Source organism: Actinomycetota bacterium, assembly GCA_030682655.1.
GTDB lineage: Bacteria > Actinomycetota > Coriobacteriia > Anaerosomatales > JAUXNU01 > JAUXNU01.
The window spans coordinates 1-22,412 of record JAUXNU010000127.1 but is presented as its reverse complement, the minus strand read 5'-3'; the positions used below and the strand labels follow the sequence as shown (position 1 = coordinate 22,412).

Sequence of the window (22,412 nt, the reverse complement as noted above, 5' to 3'; positions counted from 1 at the left end):
TCGACTGATGCTACAACTCTAAACTCCCGATGCGGATTCTACCATATGTTTCATATTCGGCAACAGATGGCTGGCTCTTGAACGCTAGTTGCGCGTCCAGGTGCCCTGGTACACGATGCCGCCACCGGAACCCGGCAGGCTCTCGACGCCGGCCTCGGAGAGCTCTGAATTCATGTGGATGTTCAGGTTCGGCTTGTCTCCGTAGATGGAGCCGCAAAGGATGGCACCCTCTGCCCGAGTGGGGTCCGACCCCTGCGCGCCATAGAGCCCGACGACGCCGTTGGCAAAGATGCCGCCGATGTAGTGGGCGGTGTTGTTCGACTCGCCGATCCTCACATCGCCCGGCGTGACGATTCCGAGTGCCTGCTCCTTGGACAGCACGTCTTTGGGTCGCGGATCGCCCAGGATGAACACGTTGTTGTTGACCACAAGCGTGCCGTTGCCGACGTACTTCGTCACCCTATCACCGAGTGTGAGGACTCCGTCGATGAACACCGTACCCTCGACGTAGAGTGTGCCTGTGTTGTAGTCGAAGGCGAAGTCGTCATGCAGGCCGGAGGCGACCGGGTACCCGTTGCCTTCCCAGCGACCGAACGACGTGGCGCCGATGGTCAAGTTGTTGGTTCCCATTCCAAGTGCCTTGGGGCCGGTCGACGCGCCGATGTACTTGTAGAATGCAGACGTGGCGGCCGGCGAAGAAGTCGCCTTCGTGCCACCGTATGTGGATGGGTTACCGAGAGTCGTGACTTCGGTGGTGTTGACGATTCCGCGCGACTCCGAGCCCATAAGTTGGTCAGCCGACTCGGCCTTCGCAAGGTCGTACTTGCTCGACATGTACGCTGCGTCGACCCACGGCAACTCGATGTCGGGAACAGACGAGGATATTGGGCCGTCGGGGTACAGATTGCCCACCTTGCCCCGCACTCCGTTGGTGATGTAGCACTTGATCGGCTTCAGCTTGCCAAGGGTTCCGGCCCCGCTGATATCGAGGTATCCATCCTTGATAAACAGCGGCCCTCCTTCGTATCGCGCGCTCGAACCCCACTCCATGTTTCCACGGATGTACAAGGGGCCAGTTATGGTAGCGTTGCCGTTGAAGCCCCGACCTCCACCGATTGAAGCGTTCTCTCCCGAACCGATGTTGATGTTCCAGAGGTCGATATAGAAGAAGGTCATGCTCACGGACTCCGAGACACCCCGTGCCTCTCCCCACGAAGTAAGGACGTACTCGCCGAACAGGGGATTCGGCGTACCCGATGCAGGTGCCACGCTGATGGTGTAGGTACCGTCCTCGGTCCTGCCGGTCTTGTCAAGGAAGCCATCTGTCAGCTTGTCGGGAGTGAATGTGGCAAGCTCACGGTCCATCCCGCTCTGCGCCACCTGGAAGGCCTTGCTCTCGTTCTCTACCCGCACGGACTCGTGGAGGATCTGGCGGGACAGGATGAATCCGCCCATGGCGACAGCCGATATGAGCGCGACAACACCGACGACGGCCACCATCGCAATGCCATCTTCCTTGCGTATCCTCGTGAACACCTTGGTTCCTCCGTCCGTGGCGCCCTAGCGGTTTCGCAACAGCACCGAGCGCGTGTCCCGGTACTCCCGCCCGTCGACCTCCACCACGAGGTTCATGTCTACGTACCCGACTTGTGCCGGATCAGTGGTCCTCGCACGCGGCTTCTGTCCATCCCAGTAGTAGAAGAGTGGCTGCGTTCTCGCGACATTGCGGTTGTTTCGAGACCAGGTGACATCCCCGATGCGAGTCGTGTTTACCCGTGAGGCATTCGTGAGCCAGGTCACCTGAGTCAGCGTGCCGTCGGCATTCGCCGTGAAGATGTGCCGCTCGATCACTTTGTTGTTGTCACGATCAGTCAGCACGGTCATCGTGTAGGCGTTTGCCGTGTCCACGCTGATCGCCTGAGAGATGATCTCTTCCATAGCTCCAAGCGGCGCAGCAGCCTCTCTCGAAATCGTCGCCTGCCGATCGCTCACGTCGGTGCCGCGGTATACCGCAATCATCGCGCCGTAGGAGATGGCGAGCACCACGCCCAGGAGAACCGTGACCGTGATGAGCTCGGTCAGCGAGAAACCCCTGTCATCTGTCAGCCGTCCTACCATGCGACGTGTCCCATCGCGAGGGTGCCCTCAAGCACGGTCGTCGGACCTATCTCGTCCGACCAGATGGACTGGTTCGCAAGCGGAGCATAGACGGTAGCCGAGTAGCGGACCTGCACCTTGTACAGGTACGGATCGGCTACACCATTCGCGCCAACGGTCTTCACGACCGAATCGGTGAAGTCGCTAGTGTCAGATGTCTTGACGAACACCCACGCCGGGGTCGCATCGTTCATGTTCTTCCGGTAGACATCGTAGGCGACACCACTGGCAGCGAAGGTCGGTGAGGCGGACGTGAGCGAGACGGACGTCGTGGACTTGCGAGATTCGTTGCTTCCGGTGTAGACACACGTGCTGGTACCGGTGAGGGTGGGCCGTGTCACGTACGGTGTTGCGATCGGCTGGTATGCGCTGGCGAGATTCCGCGGCGACAGGGCCCTCACGGAAACGCAGTACCTGCTGAACGTGGAGCCGTTGTGAATGTAGACGGGATCCGGACACGCGGTGGTACCCACGCTCACCAGACTGCCCGAACCATTGATCTGCTCAAGCAAGACCTCGTAGGACCATGCATCATGCGTGCCGTCCTTTGCTGCTGCCCACGAGACGCGCGTCTCGGAGTTGTTGTTCACCTGTGCGATCGGAACCCCCGGAAGGTCCGGATTCTTGTTGTCAACATAGAGGCGTCGAGACTTCCTCTCCTCGCGACCTTGATTGTCTCTCGCGATGATGTAGACATCACGCCAGCCGTCAGCGATTGCCGCAACGGTCAGTCCATCAACACTCTTGACTTGCTCTGTGTCCCACTTGAACGACTGCGATACTGTGGGCGTTCCGGGTGTCCACGCGGCCACCGGAGAACTCAGTGTCGAGCCGCTGCGAAGAGGCTGATTCAAACAGCTGAACTCCAGTTCGGATACGACACCGTCAGGTTCAGTCGTCTCTGCGTCCGCGTCGATGATCAGGTCCGCACCACCCATGACATATGACTCGTATACGATTGTGTTCGCTACCGGCGTTCGAGTGCCGAAGTCGATCTCAAGCGGGCTGTCTTCGGTGCCGACAACGATTGCCTCGCTGTTGCGAATCGCAGCGAAACTCGTCATCCTCACGCTTCGGTACCCCGGCGCGGCCGCTTCAGCCGCTACCCGGACTTCCTTTGTGTTTCCCGTGCCCTCGCTGATGGTAGTCGTGATCGTCACTGTGAATCCGTCGACGGTGATCGTCTTGACGGGAAGGATATCGCCACCCTCAGATGTGCTGGCGATCTTCTCGAAGTCTAGCGACCGAACCCACTCGAAATGGCTGTTCACCGCGTTGACCATCGCCGTACGCTGCTTCGCGCTGAGGCTCATGCGCGTGCTCGTGCCAACCAGCCCAAGCACCGCCGTCAGCGCGAAGAACATGATGAACGCAGCGAGCACAACCTCGAGAACGCTGAAACCATCGTCGTCTCGACGGGGAGTACTCGCTCCAAAGCGCAGGCTCTTCATTTCTCACACACCCCTATATGCTGCTCTGGCGTGCGCCAACCGGCACACGTATCCACATGCATTATCGGCACCCGTGGCGCATGACTTGATGCTCACGAGTCGCGCGGGCACGAGGCTCACTCGACCATAGTCCCGAACTCATTCCCGTGCATCATGCTAGTCCAGCTATCGAGATGTACCAAACCCACATCGAGGGTCCGAACATAACCGTCAGTACTGCGCCAGCCGCCAAGAACGGACCGAAAGGTATCTTGGTCGATGCACCCTCACCGCTCCCTACGCTGGCGCCTACACCCCACACTGCACCGATGAACGAGCCTATGACCAGAGTCATCAACGCGTATGGCCCTAGGTAGATACCCAGCGTGGCCAGGAGCTTCACGTCGCCCATGCCGAAACCCTGGCGCTTTCGAACGACCTCGTAGACAAGCGCGATGCCCAGACTCGGCCCTGCCCCGAGCGCCACGCCGATCAAAGCCACGACAATCGGTCGTGCCGAGGAACCGGAACTCGTCCCGAGCAGCGGGGCGATCGCGGTGTGCGACACGGCTGAGGCCGCCACGAACACCACTCCCGTGATGGCGAGCGCCCCCACCAGCAGGTTCGGCAGACGCATCGTGTCGATGTCGATGAACGTGAGCAGAAGCAGGAAGTAGAACAGGACAACGCACGCAACCGTCCTGAGGGTGAATCCGAACCGCACTGCGGCGAGCACCCAGAGAACTGCCGACGTGAGCTCCACGAGCGGATATCGGAAGGAGATGCGGAATCCACAGTCCCGGCAACGAGCCCTGAGAACGCCCCACGACACCAGGGGGATGTTGTCGTACCAGCGCACGGGATGGCCGCACGCAGGGCAATGTGAACCGGGAACGGACAGCGATTCGCCACGGGGAAAACGCCAGATGACGACGTTGGCGAAGCTGCCGAATGCAAGGCCGAAGAGCGCGAGTGCTGTGAAGTAGGCTGCGTTCATGTGCGCTTCCCTGGCTGGAGAGGCTTTACGACGAATGAGCCTAGCGGTTCGCTGAAGAGGTGTCGAGGTCGAGCGGCAGCATCGGAACGCGAAGAGACCGGCGGGGCGAACCCGCCGGCCTCATTCCTAGACCTGAAGAACCAGGCTAGCCGAAACTCCTAGTAGTGAAGGTGCGAAGCGTCCGCGCAAGCCGCCTCGCCATTAGTCAACGTGTAGCTACCGCCGAGGGTCGGGCATACAGGCTCTGCTGCGACGAATCCATTCCTGCCAATGAACGGCGGGGCCCCGGCGCTGGCGCTCGCCGCGGTCTTCCAGGCGGCGGCCTCGAGATTCGCAAGGCTGTTGAGAACATCGTCAGCAACGAACGTCTGAGCTGCGCCTTCAAGCGTGCGCTGGTTCGCGAAACACGCGCGCTCCTGCGCCCGGGCACGAGCAACGTTGAACACGGGAATCGCGATTGCAACAAGGATACCGATAATAAGCACAACCACCATCAGTTCGACCAAGGTGAAGCCCTCGTCCTTACGGAACTTCCTCATGGCTTCGCACCTCCTTCTCCCCTCCCGGGGAATCGACTTGGCGGCCTTTCGCCGCCCAACATTCTTCAATTGGGGTTATCGACCTCGTTCAGCTGGGCTTTAGCGTATTCACCTTCTTTCGCAGATGAACGGCATCTGTTGTGAGCCCTGTCACGGTGCATGATCGCTGACGCTGCGGCACAGACCATCGTGAACCGATGCCTACTCCACGAGAGTGATGACAGTGAACATCGGCATGTAGAGCGCGACGACCATGCCACCGACAACGAGCCCGAGGGTCGCCATCATCAGGGGCTCGATGAGGGACGTGAGACCGTCGACGGCTGTTGCCACCTCCTCGTCATAGAAGTCCGCGATCTTGTTGAGCATGGCGTCCAAAGCACCGGTCTCCTCGCCGACCGCGATCATCTGTACGAGCATGGACGGAAAGACGCTCGACTCCGAAAGAGGCTTGGCTATAGTCTCGCCTTCCTTGATCGCGGAGCGGGCTCTCTTCACGGCGAGAGCGACGACTTCATTGCCTGCGGTATCAGCAACGATGTCGAGCGCCGAGAGAATCGGCACGCCGGCGGAAACGAGCGTGCCGAATGTCCGCGTGAAGCGCGCGAGAGCGATCTTCCGCACCAGCGTGCCGAACACTGGGGCACTCAAGCGGGTCTTGTCCCAGATCAGCTTCCCACTGTTCGTGCCCTTCCAGAACTTGAACAGGAAGTTGACCGCTACTGCAACCACAGCGGTGATGACCCCACCCCACCCGGCAACGTAGTTCGAGATGTTCACGAGCAACTGGGTGATCGCGGGCAGCTCCCCTCCCATGTCCGCGAACATCTTCTCGAACGTCGGCACGACGAAGATCATCATCGCCACGAGGATTATCAGCACGAGAGCACCCATCGCAATCGGATAGGTCATCGCGGACTTTATCTTGGCCTTCAACGCCAGCTCGTTCTCGAAGTGGTCGGCAAGCCGCATGAGCACTTCGTCGAGAACACCGCCGGTCTCGCCCGCGCGCACCATATTGATGAAGATCGGCGGGAACACCTTTGGGTGTTTGGCCAGCGAGTCAGAGAGTGACTGCCCGGCTTCTACGTCCTTGGCCACCTGGTTGATGACGACGGCCAGACCTTTGCTCTCCGTCTGCTGCGCGAGGATCGAGAGGCACTTCGTGAGCGAGAGGCCCGCATTGATCATCGTCGCAAACTGGCGCGAGAAGATCGAGACGTCCTTGGGGTTGACGCCGGTTCCAAAGGTGATCTGGTTCAGCGCGGCGATTCCGCCCTGCTGGTCCAGCTCAAGGATGATGTAGCCCATCTGACGCAGTTTCGCGCCGACAGCCTCGCTATTGTCGCCGTCCAGAGTTCCCTTGACTATCTTACCGGCTTTGTCACGGACCGAGTAGTTGAAGGTCGGCATCCCTGTGGCCTCTCCCTTTCTTCGCTATCCGCCCGTCTGCGAGAGCAGCGACTTGAGATCGTTCTGATCCACGGCGCGCTGCATCGCGGTCTCGAGCGTAATCATACCTCGTCTGTACATATCGGCCAGTGCATGGTCCATCGTTACCATTCCGTGCGAAGTACCCGTCTGCATCGCCGTCTGGATCATATGGGTCTTCGCCTCGCGAATGAGGTTCCTCACTGCGGGTGTAGGAATGAGCACCTCGCACGCGACGACCCTCCCCCGCCCGTCGATGGTCGGCAAGAGCTGCTGACTTACGACCCCCTGCAGCACACCCGACAGCTGGACGCGGACCTGCTGCTGCTGGTGAGGCGGGAATACGTCGATGATTCGATCGACCGTCTGCACTGCATCCTGCGTATGCAGGGTTGCAAACACCAGATGCCCGGTCTCGGCAGCGGTCAATGCCGCAGAGACTGTCTCGAGATCGCGCATCTCGCCGATGAGGATCACGTCGGGATCCTGGCGGAGAATGTGCTTGAGCGCGCGGGCGAACGACTGCGTGTCTGAACCGACCTCACGCTGATTGATCACGGAACGGTCGTGCACGTGAAGGTACTCTATCGGATCCTCGATGGTAATGATGTGTTGTTCCCTGTTGTGGTTGATATGGTCAATCATCGCCGCCAGTGTCGTGGACTTCCCGCAGCCTGTAGGTCCTGTGACCAGCACGAAACCACGAGGCTTCATCGCCAGGTCTTCGAGAACGGCAGGAAGACCAAGGTCTGCGATCGTGCGAATCTCCACAGGGATGAGACGGAACGCCGCCCCGAGACTCCCGCGCTGGAAGTACGCGTTGACTCGGAAGCGCGCCTCACCTGGAATGGAGTATGCGAAGTCGTGTTCGAGATTCTGCTCGAGCGCCGCTCGCCGATCCTGGCTCATGATCGAGAACACGGCCTCACGCGTCATGTCGGGCGTCAGGCACGGCTCGCCTTCTATCGGCATAAGCCTGCCGTTGAGCCGGATCATTGGCGGGACGCCCACGGTGATATGGAGGTCCGACCCACCCCTCTCCATCACGACACGCAGCAATTCGTTCACATCTCGCATAACGCCCCCTTGGCTCGCGAGAACTAGACTATGACCCGTACGATCTCCTCGATCGACGTTATCCCCATCCGGACCTTCTCCAACCCATCCTCCCGAAGGGTGAGCATTCCCTCGGCGATGGCGACACGCTTGATCTCGTCCGCGGTGGCCTCCTCGACGGTCAGTCGGCCGATCTCCTCGGAAAGGAGGAGCACCTCGTGCACTCCGAAACGTCCGCGATAGCCCGTCTGACCGCATTTCCTGCAGCCGACCCCCTTGTAGATGACCTCGGGCAGGTTGTCCTCCCGGAATCCGGCATCGACAAGGACCTGGGGCTTCGGCGTGTACTCCGATTTGCAGTCTGGACAGAGGCGCCGAGCAAGGCGTTGCGCGAGTATGCAATCGACCGCCGAAGAAACCAGGAACGGCTCGACGCCCATCTCGATGAGTCGGGTGACCGCCCCCGCCGCGTCGTTCGTGTGCAGAGTCGACAACACGAGGTGGCCGGTGAGCGCAGACTCGATTGCGATCTTCGCGGTCTCCTGGTCGCGAATCTCACCGACGAGAATGACGTCAGGAGAACAGCGCAGGAACGAGCGAAGCGCGCGTGCGAAGGTCAGCCCGGCGCGAGCATTGGTCTGACACTGGTTGACGCCGGCCAGACGATACTCGACGGGATCCTCTGCTGTGAGGATGTGTTTGTCGGGATCGTTCAGCACATTGATAGCCGCATAGAGCGAGGTCGACTTGCCGGAGCCGGTCGGCCCGGTAACAAGAATCGCTCCGTACGGCTTGCGGAACGAGCCCTCGAACCGCTCGAGCGATGAGGGCAAGAACCCGAGATCGGAAAGCCGAAGGAGAATCGAGTCTTTGCGCAGGATGCGGAGCACGACACGCTCGCCGTACACAGTCGGCAACGTCGAGACGCGGAAGTCCAGCCCATGTCCGCCGACAGTCACCGCGCAGTGTCCGTCCTGCGGCTTGCGCGATTCGGCGATATCCATGTCCGCCATGATCTTGAATCTGCTGATAATCGATGCCTGCACGGACTTGGGGCTCCGCATGACCTCGTGAAGCACGCCGTCGACCCGGAACCTGACACGCAAGTCCGTTTCTTGCGGCTCGATGTGTATGTCGGAGGCTCTGTCTGTGACCGCCTTCTGGATGATGTAGTTGACGAGCTTGACGATCGGAGCATCCGAGGTGACGCCGGTGAGCTGATCGAGTTCGGATTCATCCAGATCCTGCGAGCCAATGAATTCGTCGGGCTCCCGATGCTCCGCGACCTTGTAGTACTCCTGGATAGCCGAGAGGATGTCGTCCTTGGTGGAAATGGCCGGACGGATCTCGAATCCCGTGATGATGCGCAGATCATCGAGCGCAAGGACGTTCTGTGGGTCCGCCATCGCCACGAACAGCTCAGAATCATCGAGTTCGACCGGCATGAGTACGTAGCGCTCGGCCAGTTCCTTTGGGACGACCGCCACTGCGTTTGGATCCGGTTTTCGCTCGGCAAAGTTGACGTACTCAATGCCGATCTGCGCGGCCATGACAGAAAGGATGGCGCCCTGCGTCGCGTAGCCGAGGTCAACGAGCACGCGACCGAGGGGGCTTCCCGTCGCGTTGTGGACTTCAAGCGCGTCTGTGAGTTGACGCTCAGTTATTATCCCGGCACGCATGAGCAGCTGGCCGAGTCTCTGTCCAGCCTCCGCCACAGATTATCCTCTTCGTCCGCACTATTGAGCCTCGTCCGATGCGTCCCCCGCTTGCTTCCATCCTACGACACAAACCTCGGGCGGCCTATCCTTGTCCGCTCCGAGAATCCGCCTTCGATCTCTTCAGGTCGTCCAGCAGGGCTCGAGCGTACTTCTGTAAGAGTTCGTAGGTGCGTGAACCCTGCTTAACACCCACGCGTGACTCGCCAAACCACATCTCCACAGGCGCGACGAGCACGATGTCTGGGATTTCGTCGCCGGACGGCCCGTGAGAGGGGGCTGATGCCGGGAGGGACGGCGGGATCGGGTGCACCGAAATCGCCTCATTGGGAGACGGAAGCGTGGAACCATTGGAGGCAATCTCTGTTCGGTCCGAAGCGGGTGTCGCAATGACGGAGACTGTCGCCCTTGGGCGCTCGATCAATGGGGGGACGGGGATCGGTGGTGCGACCGAGACTGGCTGGCGAACCGGCTCGACCGTGCGAACGACCGTCTGCGGACGCGGTTCCGCGGGAGCGGGTACCGGCGTCGGGACGACGGGCTCCGGCCGCGGCGGCTCCGGCGTCGGTGCGGGCTTCGGGACGACGGGCTCCGGCTGCGGCAGCTCTGGTGCGGGTGCGGGCTTGCCCGCGTCCAACTCGTCAATCAGTGTGTCAAGCCAGTCAACGGGCTCGTCAGCCGGCGCGACCGCAGTCACCTGCGGGGTCCGCACCTTCGCAGGCACAACCGTGCGACGCGACACAAGCACGGATTGCTCCTCGATGAGGGCGTCCCAGTAGTCGGCAGAGGGACGGAGTCCATGACCGCCGACGACCCCTTCTTCGACGGGCTTCCATGCCCCGGTACGGAGCGGCTGGTTGAGAACGGCGACCATTCCGCCCGTGGGTTCGGCAAACGCATCGGACCGCGCGGCTTCGACGATCTCGGGAGGCGCCGGCTTCAACATCGGCCAGCTCGAAGGCTCGAAGTCAGCCAAGGAATTCGGTTCCGTCTGCTTCAAGCGGGAAACGGAGCGCGCAAGATAGACGAGAGCAAACAGAACCAGAACGAACGTCGCGGCTAGGATGGCAAGCCGGACATCCATCCCTATCCCATGCTTTCGACGATCCTGTACAGCAGTCCCAGGAGCACCGCCTTCACGGAATCCTTCTCGCGTGCGTCCATCGGAAGCAGCGGGACCGCTTCTTCGAGAGCAAGTTCGCCGCGAAGGCGTTCCAGGCGCTCCGCCTCTTCTGCGGTGATCTTGTTCGCGGCAACGACGAACGGAACGTCGGACATCTCCCTGAAGAACGCGATCATCGCCCTGGCGTCCTGAATCGATTCCAACTCAAGCGCGTCAACGAGAAGCACGAATCCCAGCATGCCTTCGGAGAGAGTCTCCCACATGAAGGAGAATCTCTCCTGCCCCGGCGTGCCGAAGAGATAGAGCACGACGTCATCAGAGATGGTGATACGGCCGAAGTCCATGGCGACAGTAGTCTCGCCACCGCCCTCTCCGGATGTGTCACTTACCTGGCGCTCCGTCGAGAGCACCGTGATCTCGCTCACTGCCTTGATGAACGTGGTCTTCCCCGCATTGAACGGGCCGGTCACCACGACTTTGACTGACTGCATCCGCTTCCCTTTTTCTACAGCTTCTCGATACCCTCGATGATCTTGAGCACAAGTTCCTTGTCCACAGCTTGATCACGGTGAATCTCTAGTCTGCCCGGCTCGGGGATTCTGTTGACACTGGCGCTGGGACGAGTGCGCCCCCCGGCGCCGGTGAGCGCACTCAGTTCGTCGCCCATGCCGCTCGACAACCCAACTCCGAGCTCCTCCGCTGCAATGTCAGCCAGGTAGGCGTCAGTGGAGATCACCCCCGGCTGCGTACTTGTCGATTCCTCATCACTGAAGTCAGTTTCCACGACTTCGAGCACTTCATCCGACTCCAGCGACTCCAAGAGATCCGCGAGGTCAGGGGTCTCCGCTATCTCTTCCGGGTAATCCTCGTCCTCGGACTCGATCTCAGGCACGATCTCAGGCACTATCTCTACATAGGACTCGAACTCGGGCTCCGACTCCCGCTCCACCGCTTCGAGAAGATCGACGAGATCGTCGACGGGCTCCCGGACTTGCTCCACTTCATCCGCATCCGCGGCGCTCTCTGTTCCGTCGAGCACCAACGGCTCCGTCCGGAGCTCTCCGGCTTGAACAGAAGGTTCAGCCTCCTCAGAGGGCTCGTAGTCGCCTATCGGGGACAGCAGATCCTCCGTCGGCAACTCGCCCAGCCCGAGGGCCATGAGGTCGGTCTCCAGGTCTCCCGTGAGGACCGGGCCGGACTCAGCGACCTCTTCGTCCGTGATGGTCTCCGGAACCTCGGCCAACTCAGGTTCGGACTCCACCTCCGCAAACTCAGGCTCGAGGGCAATCGCGAAGTCCACCCCGCTTGTCGACAGCTCGGAGTCGGTTTCTGGCGCAGTCGCGAACTCGAAACTGACCTCGGGCTCGGGTTCGGGCTCGGGCTCGGGCTCGGGCTCGGGCTCGGGCTCGGGCTCGGGCTCCGGTTCGACGACTGGAGCTTCCGGCACGTCCAGAACAGCGCCCATCATCTCTTCGAAGACGGTCATGTCTTCGACGCTGGCGTCGGCTGCGTCTCCCGACAGGAATTCGGGGACTTCCGGTTCGCCGTGGACCTCGGAAGGGAGCGCCGTCAGGGCATCATCGGCAGTCATCGCTGAGTCCGCCGCCTCCGCCTCAATCGCTGAGGCCCCGGTTTCCGAGATGGCCGCAAGCGTCGCTTCGCGTTCTCTGGCCTCGCGGAGGGCTGTCTCCTCGGCCATCTTCTGCTGGGCCCGTATCTCGGCGACGACCGCATCCCGCTCGACACGTTCAGCCCGAAGGCGCTCGACCTCTTCGTCGGTCGCAACCTCGAGCAGACCTGCGGAGAAGAGCCCGTACATGATGCGCGCGACCTCGAAGTCGGTGCGACGAGTCTCGGTGGCCAGCCCCGAAACCGAGAGTGTCCCGTCCACAAGCAGAAGTAGATTCCACTCGATCGGCTTCAGCGAGATCTCAAAGGTGCCCTCGCCGGGAGCCGTGGCCATCTTGAACACGATATCCATCGACGGGATCTTCTTCTTGATCCGCGTCCATTCCTCAAGACGCCGACTGCCCTCCATGATGACATTCTCGATCGAGACAGACAGCCCGATGTCCTCGTCAACGACATCGGGAAGCAGTTCGAAATCGAACTCGCCCTCGTCCCAACGCATGAGATCGAAAATAGTGTCCTGTATCTGCTCCTGAACGAACGCCTCCAGGATCTTGTCGCTGATGTAGTCCTCGTCGACGAGAATCTGCCCCAGGCGACGCCCGCCCTCCCCTTCCGCCCTGCGGGTCTCAAGAGCGCGTGATAGGGCGCTCGGAGTGATCTTGTTCGCGTGGACCAGACGCTCGCCAAGGGGCTCGCCGTGCCAGTTCGACTGAGCGAAGAAGACGTCGCCGTCGCGGAACCAAACGCTCCCCGCGGCGGCGTCAACTCGGCGTATGCGTAGCACACCGGTCTTCTTGCTGAACGTCACCAGCTGGAAGACATCAGGTAGGCTGAAATCCTTGAGGTTGCCGCGAAGTGCCATCGGCTCTATTCGTACCCTTCCCTCTTCGTGCCAAGTGCCAGACTACTAGCCGAGGATCTCGGTCATAGCGTCCGCGGTCGACTTCATGTCGTACAGAACGAGTCCGAGCTTGGATTCTGAACGGGCCAGCGTCGTGAGTACCGCCCGCGAACCGGCAGCAATGAGCACCACGTACCCATCATCTCCCTCGATGAAGACCTGGGTGAGGTGGCCACGGCCGAGTTCCGCCGCAGCACGTTCACCGAGACCGAGAATCGCTGCAGACATGGCACCCACGCGGTCTTCCTGCATGCCCTCGGGCAGGGCAGAAGCCATCGTGAAACCGTCCATGCTCACGAGGGCAGCAGCCTGAATATCCGCCGAACTCGACATCAGGTCATCAAGGGCCGTCGCAAGGCGCTCCTCACGTGTTGCCACACGCGCGGTAGCCTGCGGCCGTTCCGCAGGCTGGACAACGGGCTGCCCCGGTGCCACCGGAGGAGTCGCTGGTGCAGCGGTAGTCGGTGCCGGAACGGCAGCCTGCACCTGGTCGGGCTGTAGCGTTGCGGGGACGACGACGGGTACCGATATCAGCTCGTCGTCCTCATCGAGCAGCTCATCGTCCACATCGCTGATGAAATAGTCGCCGATGCCGTTGTCCGCCATGCTTCAGGACACCTCCCAGTCCTCGTTGGCGCACCCGTTCGGAGAACGTGCGCGAACAAGCCCGCCCGCAGACGAGTGCCCCTAAGTCTCTCACGAAGGGGGGGCGGGCACAACCAGCTAATGTGGTCTGTACCAGGGCATACGTCGCTCTAGGCAACCACCCGCATTATCTCCTCGATGGAGGTCAGGCCTGACTTCACCTTGGCGAACCCGTCGTCCTTGAGCGTGAGCATCCCCTCAGCGATCGCCTGCCTCTTGATGTCATCTGCGGTCGCGTTCTCAACGCACATCCGCTCGAGTGTCTCAGACATCCTCAGAACCTCGTGGATACCCATGCGTCCCCGGTAGCCGATGTTGTTGCATTTCTTGCACCCTCTCGCCCGGAACAGCTTCGGAGGATGACCCGGTTCATAGGGGAATTCGACGCGCTGAAGCGCTTCCTCGCTGGGGGTGTACTCCTCCTTGCACTCCGGGCAAAGGCGCCGACCGAGTCGCTGGGCCAGAACGCAGGTGATGGCCGAAGCCGTCAAGAATGGCTCGATGCCCATCTCGGTCAGTCGCGTCATCGCCGACGGCGCATCATTCGTATGAAGCGTTGAGAGCACGAGGTGTCCCGTGAGCGCTGCTTCAACGGCGATGGTTCCAGTCTCCTTGTCGCGAATCTCCCCGATCATGACCGTATCGGGGTCCTGCCGAAGAATCGACCGCAGCGCGGTGGCGAATGTCAGTCCCGCCTTCTCGTGTACCTGCACCTGGGACAGGCCCGCCAGCCGATACTCGACCGGATCCTCGACCGTGATGAGGTTCGTACCCACATCGTTGGTGCGGTTGATGGCGGCATACAGTGTCGTGGACTTGCCGGAACCCGTCGGACCCGTGACCAGGATGGCTCCGTAGGGCAAGGAGAGAGCCTCCATTAGCCGCTCAAGGGGCTGCTCGAGAAACCCGAGGTCCTCAAGAGACATCATGATCGAGTCCTTGCGCAGCAAGCGCATGACCGCGAGTTCGCCGTGAACGAGCGGAAGGACCGCCACGCGGAAGTCCACGGACTTGCCGTCAAGCACAACGCCGAAGCGCCCGTCTTGAGGAACGCGCCGCTCAGCGATGTCCATGTTTGCGCTGATCTTCAGACGGCTGATGAGTTGCCTGTGCATCTTCTTGGGACTCTTGAATACTTCCTGACACACACCGTCGATGCGGTATCGCACCCGCATCTCGGTCTCTCCGGGCTCGATGTAGATGTCACCGGCTCCTTGGCGAATCGCCTCCGTGATGATGAGATTCATCATCTTGGCGACGGGGGCCTCCGTTTCCTCGAAACCGCCGTCGTCCTCTTCCTCTTCCCCGGTGAAGACCGAGTCCTCGAGATCGCCCATCATATCCTGGACGTTCGTCGATGCAGCCGCGAACTTGTCTATTGCGGCAGACAAATCGCTATCGCACGAAACAACGGGACGGATGTCGTAGCCTGTGACGATTCGCAGGTCGTCAATCGCGAAGATATTGGCTGGATCGGTCATCGCGACGACAAGCTCATCGTCCTGGATCTTGATCGGCAGTACCGTATAGCGGCGCATGAGTTCCGTCGAGATGTTCGTCGCCGCATTGGCATCGATGTCGTATGCGCCCAGGTCGACGTATACGATGCCCATCTGGTCCGCGACGGTCTGCGCGATCTTGACCTCCTCGGCAAAGCCGAGACTCGCAAGCGTGGCGGGCAGAGACCGCCCCTCCTCCTGCACTAGGGCTTCGTCGAGCTGTTCCTGTGTAATCAGGCCGGACTGAACCAGGATCTTCCCCAGTCTCTTGCCGCTCGCGGCGCTCACGCGATGTCACCCGATTCCGCAAGCCGTTCGGCCAGCACCTTTTCGGCCGCCGACCTCATGACATCCCGTGGCGTGCGAGTTTGCGCGGAATCGCTCCAGATATCCACCGCGATCGCCCCCTGTGCCACGAGCATGCCGAGCCCATCGAGCGTTGTCGCCCCCCTCGAACGTGCGCCGTCGAGGAGTGCGGTACTGCCCCGGCCATACACCATGTCCATGACCACCTGTCCCGTACCGAGCCATTCGATCGGCAGTGGACTTGGGTCGTCGGTGTTCATGCCCATCGGAGTCGCATTGACCACCAGGTCTGCCGAGCGCACGGTCTCCTCGGCTCCGGGACCCAACGCTCCGGTGCGCGCCTCGGTGTTTCGCATGTGCCCGCTCATGCGGTCGACAAGCTCCTCGGCACGCTCGACATTGCGGTTGAGGACGGTGATCGTCTTGGCCTTGCCGAGCATCAGAGACAAGAATGCGGCCCCCGCCGCACCTCCTGCTCCAAGGATGACCACATCACGGCCCTCCGGCTGGAAGCCCGCGTCGCTCTCAAGTGACTCGAGCAGCCCGCGACCGTCTGTGTTGTAGCCGATGAAGCGACCGTCCACCACATGCACCGAGTTGACAGCCCCGGCCATCTTGGCGAGCATCGCCACCTCGTCGCACAAGGACAGCATCGCCTGCTTGAATGGCATCGTGATGTTGAACCCAACGAACGGCAACGCCCGCACGGCGCCGAGCACCCGCATCAGATCGTTCTCGTCACGTACGGACAGTGGGATGTAGGCCCAGTCGAGACCGAGAACCTCGTACACCGCATTGTGCATAGCGGGAGACAGCGTGTGGTCGAGCGGCCAGCCGATTACGCCGGCCAAGCGCGTCCGGCCGTTGATTCGCGAGCTCACATACACTCCGCTCGGTCGATCGCCAGGGTGTAGTCCAAGTCTACGTGAGGGGACGACGCCCCGCCAGCACGAGCCGCTCGATCCGACGCAAAACCAGCGTATGTGGTAGGTCCGACGAGGAGAGCGGCTGCACAAGAACGGTCGTCATGCCAAGGAACTTGCCGCCGAGAACGTCGGTGAAGAGCTGGTCCCCTATCACAGCTGCGCGAGACCTGTGCGCACCCACCAGTCTGAGCGCCCGCAAGAACGCAAAAGGCAACGGCTTGACGGCCTTGGAGACGAGTTCGAAGCCCATCTCAGACGCGACTGCACGCACGCGTTCATGCCAGTTGTTGGACACGAGACACACCGAGAAGCCCCCGTCTGAAAGTCGACGAGCCCACTCATGATGCTCGGCCGTGATCACATTCGTGTCGCGAGGCAGGAGCGTGTTGTCTAGATCGACGAGAAGCGTATCGATATCTCGTCGGCGAAGATCGTCAAGGTCGATCGCGAACACGCTCGAGTAGTAGAGGTCGGGTGCGAGAATCGCCATGCGTAGGGTGTCTCCTAGTGGTCGGGTTTGCCGTCACCGTCATGGTCGTGGCCCGTGCTGTCGAGAGCCGGGCCGATCTCGACGTCGAGGCGCAGAATCTCGCGCTTGATGAAGGCGTCCTTGTCCTTCAGACCCGCCGCTCGGTAGATTGCACCGAACACGGCGTAGCTATCGTGCTGGTCAATGGCGTTGCGCCACTTCCCGACCCTGACAGCCTCATCAACCTGCCGGACAGCCTCCGGCACATCCTTGCCGTAGAGCCACAGAATCTGCGCGTAGTTCGCGCGCAAGAAGCCTGACTCGGGATTGTTCTCGATGCCTTTCTTCGCTAGATCGAGACCCCCGGCCACGTCACCGCGGCGCGCGAGGACCCATGCGACGGTGTAGTAGCCGTCTTCGAACTGCGGGTCGAGCGCAAGCACAAGGCCCACCGTCGGAAGAGTGTACGTTTGTTCGGCAAGCGGCACGTCTTCGTAGTACTCGTGAAAGATCGGCTCGATTCTGTTCCAGAGGACGTATGCGGCGAATATTCGCAGCCCAGAGAGGTAGGCAACACCAGCACGACCAAGCTCCTGACCTGCAGGGGTGCGCGTCGGGGTGAGTCGGTCGGTGGCAGTCTGACCACCGAGAAGGACCGCCACGAGCGCGACTGCGATTCCTGCGATCAGCCACCTCGATCGAAGGACAGACATACTACAGGTCCCTCCGCCCGAACGCCGTCACTCCAACGAGAAGAAGGATCCCCACCCACGCGAGGAAGACAAGGAGCATCGAGCCGACATAGGTACCGCTGACCCCGGATCCGTGGGCAACCGGGTTGATCACGTTGAAGGGATCCAGCGACGGATACACGGCGTAGAGCGCGTCCTGTGGTGCCAACAAGTAGCCGCGAGTGTGCGCGATGAAGAGGAATGTCAACGCAGACACCGAGACAATCACCGGTCCGGCGAGTGCGGACACGGCAACGGCGAAAGCCGCAACTGCGCCCGCCTCCAACCAGATCGCAAGGGTTCCCTCCGCAAGCACCCACATCGGCACGCCGTAGACCCCCCACCCGACGCCGATGATGATGACCGTGAACGCGAGCACAATCGCCCCGACTGTCAGGAATACCCCTGCCCACGTGCCAACCACATACTCCCACCTGCGAACGTCGCGCGAGAGTACGTTGTAGACCGTCCGGCGTTCCGTTTCTGCAGGAATCCTGTTCGCAGCAAGCGCGAGCGTCACCACGAGCGTGGCAATGTAGGTGAGAGTCAGCGCCACCTCGCGATACACGGCCTCAACCACGCCGACCCCGTAGCTTGGCAGCGCTGGAATCGCGAGCGCCATCACCGCCCCGAAGAACACAACGATCCAGACCACCTTTCGGCGCACTGCGTCCATCAGAACCGAGGTGCATAGGGCCCAGATCCTGGCGATCATGTCACGCCACCTCCTCGGCAGATTGCCTGAGAAGGCGTGTGAAGTAGCCCTCGAGCGTGTCGCGTTTTGGAGAGACGGATACGATGCTCCACCCCGCGTCATCCAAAGCGTCGACCGCGAGCCGGACATCCGCGTCGGCGACGGAGAAGACCCACACGCCACCCGAGACTGCCACATCGGAAACTCGATCCGAGATGGCTGAGGGGAGGTCGGCGCCTTCACCTCGCGCACGAATCGATGTCTGCCCGGCGACGTTGAGGAGGTCGTCTATGCGACCCTCCGCAGCCACGACTCCCCGGTTGAGGATGCTCACCCTGTCGCACACCGCCTCGACCTCGGAAAGCTGATGTGACGACAGCAACACGGTCGTGCCCTGCTCCTTGAGCGACAGAATGAGATTCCTAACATCGCGCTGGCCGACCGGATCAAGACCGGAAGCCGGCTCGTCGAGAACGACCACATCGGGACGGGCTAGAAGCGCCTGCGCGATGCCAAGGCGTTGAAGCATCCCGCGAGAGAACCGGGAGATGAGAACCCGTTCGCTGCCCTCGAGGCCGACCTGGGGCAGCAGTTCCGCTGTCCGAGAGGCGGTCACCTTGCCCGCTAGACCGGAGAGACCTCCGTACAGACGCATCACCTGACCGGCGGTAAGCAGAGGGGCGAAGTACGGCTGCTCCGGAAGGAAGCCAAGCCGCGAACGAGCTGCCGGTCCGGCGGGTTCGCCGAGGATCTCGAATTCGCCACCGCTTGGGTGAACGAGTCCGAGCAGCATCTTGAGGGCGGTCGTCTTGCCTGCACCGTTCGGGCCAAGAAGACCATGAACGGTACCACGGGCGATATCGATTGACACGTCATCGACCGCATCGCGTCTCGCGCCACGCCCTCCGTACGCTTTGCGCGCACGGATGATTCGGATGGCCAGATCCGTGGACCCCTCCATGGTCACTCTCCGAACACCTCCTTGGAACGCTGCTTCGCCTTGAGAAACTCGTCGAAGTTCGTGGCGAAGGTGTGCGAACCGTCCTTTCCTGTCAGCACATAGTACATGTAGTCGGTGTCGGCCGGATCAACCGCGGCCCTGAGCGACTCTATACCCGGATTGGCGATCGGGCCCGGCGGAATCCCCTTGTACATGTAGGTGTTGTAGGGGCTGTCGATCTTGAGATGACGGTTCTCGAGTCTGAAGCGGTTCCCCGGCAAGACATACTCGATAGTGGCGTCGATCTCGAGCCGCATGCCCTTCTCGAGGCGGTTGAAGATGACCGAGGAGACAAGGGGACGCTCCTTGGCCAGCTGGGCTTCACGCTCGATCATCGAAGCGATGGTCACGAGTTCGTTCATGGTGAGGCCTCGCTTTTCAGCCGGCCCGATGTCGATGGATGCGATCTCCTTGTCGAACTGGCGAAGCGTCATCTCGATCACATCACGGGCCGTGCTCCCCTCTTTGATGCGGTAGGTCTTGGGGAACAGATAGCCTTCGAGAGAACCGGCATAGGCCGACTCGAGGTATGAGTGACCGGACACGAACTCTCCGGCCCCGCCCTTCGCAAGCGCAAGGAACTCGCTTGCGGGAATCCCGGCCTCGGCCTCGAGACGCTCGGCGATCTGCTCGACGACGAAACCTTCGGGAATGGTCACGGTCACGTACTTGACCTTGGGACCGCGCGTAAGCTCGTCGATCGCCTGATCGTAGCTCAGTCCCGCGACGAGGTCGTAGATCCCCGCTTTCAAGTCGCCATCCGATTGCGATAGGCGTGCCTGGAGCCGGAACATATTGGCGTTGATCACAACACCTGCCAAGGAGAGCCGCTCGGCGATCTCCGTCGTTGAAGCGCCACTCGGTATCTCGATCTGCACTGGCGTGCCTGCCACGACGTCCGAATCGGGACGCAGGAACAGGACCCACACGCCGACTGCGAGTGCGACGACGAGCACCGAGGCGAACACAGTACCGAGGCAGCCTCTGAACCTGCGAGCACGTCTCGAACCGGCGGGACGCGCTCGCCCGCTAGGGCGCTCCGCCTCCGGCCCACTAGTCTGTATCACGTGTCTCATCTACTCCAGTGCTACGAAGGGAATCCAGGTAACCCTGCAGCAGCAACGCTGCCGCAACCATGTCGACCGAACCGCGCTTCTGCCTCTCCGACAACCCCGCCGCCTGCATGGCGCGACCGGCCTCAACGCTGCTGAAGCGTTCGTCGTAGAAATGCACGGGAAGTCCCAGAAGATCGGCTAGTTCCCCGACAACCTGACGCACATGCTGTGCCTGCGGCCCCTCAGTCCCATCGAGACTGAGCGGCAGCCCCACCACGACCTGATCGATCTCATAGTCTTCGACTATCTGCCGCAGCGCCGAGGACCCGGCGATCGCGCGCGCGTCTAGAACCTTCACCGGCGACGCGACTCTAAGACCGGGATCCGATACCGCGACCCCGATTCTACGCTCTCCGATGTCGAGACCAAGTATTCTCACGCAAGGCCGCTCTACGAGACGCCGAGGGTCTCTCGGGCCATCCGCAACGCCTCGTCGATCCCGGCGGCGTCCTTGCCCCCGGCCTGTGCCATCGACGGCGATCCGCCTCCGCCACCCTTGATCGCCCGGGCTATCGCCTTGATCACAGCGCCCGCGTCGAAGCCGGCTTTCACTGCCTCGTCGCTGCCGGCGGCCAGCAGAAGCGGGCTCCCACTCTCCGGGTCCGCCGTGGCCAGAACGACTGCTCCCCCTCCAATGCGCGAGCGCAACATGTCCGAAGCGGCCCGCAACCCCTTGGCGTTTGCCTCGGGCATGCGCGAAATGAGCAGCGGGTAGCCCACGTCAGCCACCGAAGCCAGCAGACGTTCGACCTCAGCGTCGGGCAGCGCCGATGCCCCCCGCTCGGCGGCGGCCTCAAGTTCCTTGGCACGCCGGAGGAGCGTGACTACGCGCTCGGACACCTCGATCGGCTGGACCTTGAGAGCTGACGCAGCCTCAGACAGCGCCGCCTCTTCGCGTCTCACCTGCTCCAGCGCGTCAAAGGAGGTGACCGCCTCTATGCGGCGCAGGTTCGATCCCACGCTTCCCTCGGAGACGATCTTCACGAAGCCGATCTCGGTCGTGCGCGCCACGTGAGTCCCGCCGCACAGTTCCTTCGAGAAGTTGCCTACCTCGAGCACGCGCACGAACTCCCCGTACTTCTCGCCGAAGAGTGCGGTGACCCCCGCCTCGCGAGCAGTCGAGAGCGAAGTCTCGAAGTTGCGCACCGGATGGTTCTCCATGATCTTGGCGTTGGCCATGCGCTCGAGTCGCGACATCTCGTCAGTGGTCATCGCCTCGAAGTGCGTGAAGTCGAACCTGAGACGCTCGGGCGCGACAAGCGAACCCGACTGCTTCACGTGATCGCCGAGGACGAACCGCAACGCCCAGTGAAGGATGTGGGTCGCGGTGTGGTTGCGCCTGATGCGCTCGCGCCGCATGACGTCGATGGACGCGGTCACGCTGTCGCCCACGGCGAGGGTTCCGGCTTGCACCGTGCCCACGTGCGCGTAGACGCCCGCGACGGGGATCTTCGTGTCCTCGACGCCGAACACCGCTCCACCTGCCGAGGAGATCGTGCCGGTGTCTCCGACCTGACCACCCTGTTCGCCGTAGAACGTGGTGCTGTCGAGCACGACTTCGGCATGAGCGCCCGCATCGACCTGCTCGACCGCAGCACCGTCTACGACGATGGCCACGACCTTCGCGTCGACCGAATCGTGCTCGTAGCCCACGAAGTCGGTCGGTCCGCCGGATGCGGCGATATCGTTGAAAGCTCCGCCGAACCCGACCCACGACTCGTCTTTGACCGCGGCCCGCGCGCGCTCACGCTGAGCTCCCATCTCCGACTCGAACGTAGCCATGTCGACGGACAGGCCGTTCTCGGCCACGATCTCTGCGGTGAGCTCGACCGGAAAACCGTATGTGTCGTGCAGCGCGAACGCCTTGGAGCCATCCAGTACGGTGGAGCCGGCTGCGCGCAATGAGCCCATCTCCTCCTCCAGGAACTGCAGCCCCTGGCGAAGCGTGGATCCGAACCGATGTTCCTCGGAATCCGCGATTCGCCGAATCAGGTCGTGGTGCTCGAGGGTCTCGGGATACGCGTCCCCCATGAGCTCGACGACCTT

21 protein-coding genes are annotated in these 22,412 nt (G+C 61.7%); all 21 read right to left on the bottom strand.

Translation table 11 applies throughout. The features are described 5' to 3' along the window. Window positions 1-84: 84 nt before the first annotated feature. The gene (locus Q8K99_07710; protein MDP2182440.1) at window positions 85-1,536 is read right to left on the bottom strand and encodes a hypothetical protein; all 1,452 of its coding nucleotides are present in this window, start codon (window positions 1,534-1,536) and stop codon (window positions 85-87) included. Window positions 1,537-1,560: 24 nt separating this feature from the next. Further along, window positions 1,561-2,118, bottom strand: coding sequence for a prepilin-type N-terminal cleavage/methylation domain-containing protein (locus tag Q8K99_07705; protein MDP2182439.1), 558 nt, complete (start codon window positions 2,116-2,118; stop codon window positions 1,561-1,563). Then, window positions 2,112-3,608: a hypothetical protein gene (locus Q8K99_07700; GenBank protein MDP2182438.1), complete on the bottom strand. Its 1,497-nt coding sequence runs from the start codon at window positions 3,606-3,608 to the stop codon at window positions 2,112-2,114. Before Q8K99_07700 ends, Q8K99_07705 begins: the two co-directional genes overlap by 7 nt. A gap of 151 nt (window positions 3,609-3,759) precedes the next feature. Continuing rightward, a complete protein-coding gene (locus tag Q8K99_07695; protein ID MDP2182437.1) occupies window positions 3,760-4,584 on the bottom strand; it encodes a prepilin peptidase in 825 nt (274 codons plus the stop codon). A gap of 158 nt (window positions 4,585-4,742) precedes the next feature. Then, window positions 4,743-5,123 (bottom strand): prepilin-type N-terminal cleavage/methylation domain-containing protein, encoded by a 381-nt coding sequence (locus Q8K99_07690; GenBank protein ID MDP2182436.1) that lies wholly within the window; start codon window positions 5,121-5,123, stop codon window positions 4,743-4,745. 201 nt (window positions 5,124-5,324) lie between these two features. Then, on the bottom strand, window positions 5,325-6,536 hold the full coding sequence (locus tag Q8K99_07685; protein MDP2182435.1) for a type II secretion system F family protein: 1,212 nt from the start codon (window positions 6,534-6,536) through the stop codon (window positions 5,325-5,327). Between the two features lie 24 nt (window positions 6,537-6,560). After that, entirely contained in the window at window positions 6,561-7,631 is a 1,071-nt protein-coding gene (locus tag Q8K99_07680; protein MDP2182434.1) for a type IV pilus twitching motility protein PilT, read from the bottom strand. A gap of 23 nt (window positions 7,632-7,654) precedes the next feature. Next, window positions 7,655-9,289: an ATPase, T2SS/T4P/T4SS family gene (locus tag Q8K99_07675; protein MDP2182433.1), complete on the bottom strand. Its 1,635-nt coding sequence runs from the start codon at window positions 9,287-9,289 to the stop codon at window positions 7,655-7,657. 121 nt (window positions 9,290-9,410) lie between these two features. Then, the gene (locus Q8K99_07670) at window positions 9,411-10,409 is read right to left on the bottom strand and encodes a hypothetical protein (GenBank protein ID MDP2182432.1); all 999 of its coding nucleotides are present in this window, start codon (window positions 10,407-10,409) and stop codon (window positions 9,411-9,413) included. A 2-nt stretch (window positions 10,410-10,411) separates the two neighbouring features. After that, window positions 10,412-10,939: an ATP/GTP-binding protein gene (locus Q8K99_07665; GenBank protein MDP2182431.1), complete on the bottom strand. Its 528-nt coding sequence runs from the start codon at window positions 10,937-10,939 to the stop codon at window positions 10,412-10,414. A 14-nt stretch (window positions 10,940-10,953) separates the two neighbouring features. Continuing rightward, on the bottom strand, window positions 10,954-12,942 hold the full coding sequence (locus Q8K99_07660; protein MDP2182430.1) for a DUF4388 domain-containing protein: 1,989 nt from the start codon (window positions 12,940-12,942) through the stop codon (window positions 10,954-10,956). A gap of 45 nt (window positions 12,943-12,987) precedes the next feature. Further along, entirely contained in the window at window positions 12,988-13,359 is a 372-nt protein-coding gene (locus Q8K99_07655) for a roadblock/LC7 domain-containing protein (protein MDP2182429.1), read from the bottom strand. Window positions 13,360-13,736: 377 nt separating this feature from the next. Continuing rightward, window positions 13,737-15,413 (bottom strand): ATPase, T2SS/T4P/T4SS family, encoded by a 1,677-nt coding sequence (locus Q8K99_07650; GenBank protein ID MDP2182428.1) that lies wholly within the window; start codon window positions 15,411-15,413, stop codon window positions 13,737-13,739. Then, window positions 15,410-16,312, bottom strand: coding sequence for a shikimate dehydrogenase (gene aroE / locus Q8K99_07645; protein MDP2182427.1), 903 nt, complete (start codon window positions 16,310-16,312; stop codon window positions 15,410-15,412). The genes Q8K99_07650 and aroE overlap by 4 nt, the downstream gene beginning before the upstream one ends. Before the next feature lie 40 nt (window positions 16,313-16,352). Beyond that, complete coding sequence (locus tag Q8K99_07640) at window positions 16,353-16,847, bottom strand: YqeG family HAD IIIA-type phosphatase (GenBank protein ID MDP2182426.1); 495 nt, start codon at window positions 16,845-16,847, stop codon at window positions 16,353-16,355. A 14-nt stretch (window positions 16,848-16,861) separates the two neighbouring features. Beyond that, window positions 16,862-17,539, bottom strand: a complete 678-nt coding sequence (locus tag Q8K99_07635) for a hypothetical protein (protein ID MDP2182425.1) — start codon at window positions 17,537-17,539, stop codon at window positions 16,862-16,864. Window position 17,540: 1 nt separating this feature from the next. Next, window positions 17,541-18,272, bottom strand: a complete 732-nt coding sequence (locus Q8K99_07630) for a hypothetical protein (GenBank protein MDP2182424.1) — start codon at window positions 18,270-18,272, stop codon at window positions 17,541-17,543. 1 nt (window position 18,273) lies between these two features. After that, on the bottom strand, window positions 18,274-19,212 hold the full coding sequence (locus Q8K99_07625) for an ABC transporter ATP-binding protein (protein ID MDP2182423.1): 939 nt from the start codon (window positions 19,210-19,212) through the stop codon (window positions 18,274-18,276). A 2-nt stretch (window positions 19,213-19,214) separates the two neighbouring features. After that, entirely contained in the window at window positions 19,215-20,219 is a 1,005-nt protein-coding gene (gene mltG, locus Q8K99_07620) for an endolytic transglycosylase MltG (GenBank protein ID MDP2182422.1), read from the bottom strand. 85 nt (window positions 20,220-20,304) lie between these two features. Further along, a complete protein-coding gene (gene ruvX / locus Q8K99_07615; GenBank protein ID MDP2182421.1) occupies window positions 20,305-20,745 on the bottom strand; it encodes a Holliday junction resolvase RuvX in 441 nt (146 codons plus the stop codon). A gap of 11 nt (window positions 20,746-20,756) precedes the next feature. Beyond that, the coding region (locus tag Q8K99_07610) for an alanine--tRNA ligase-related protein (protein MDP2182420.1) at window positions 20,757-22,412 on the bottom strand (1,656 nt) is incomplete at its 5' end.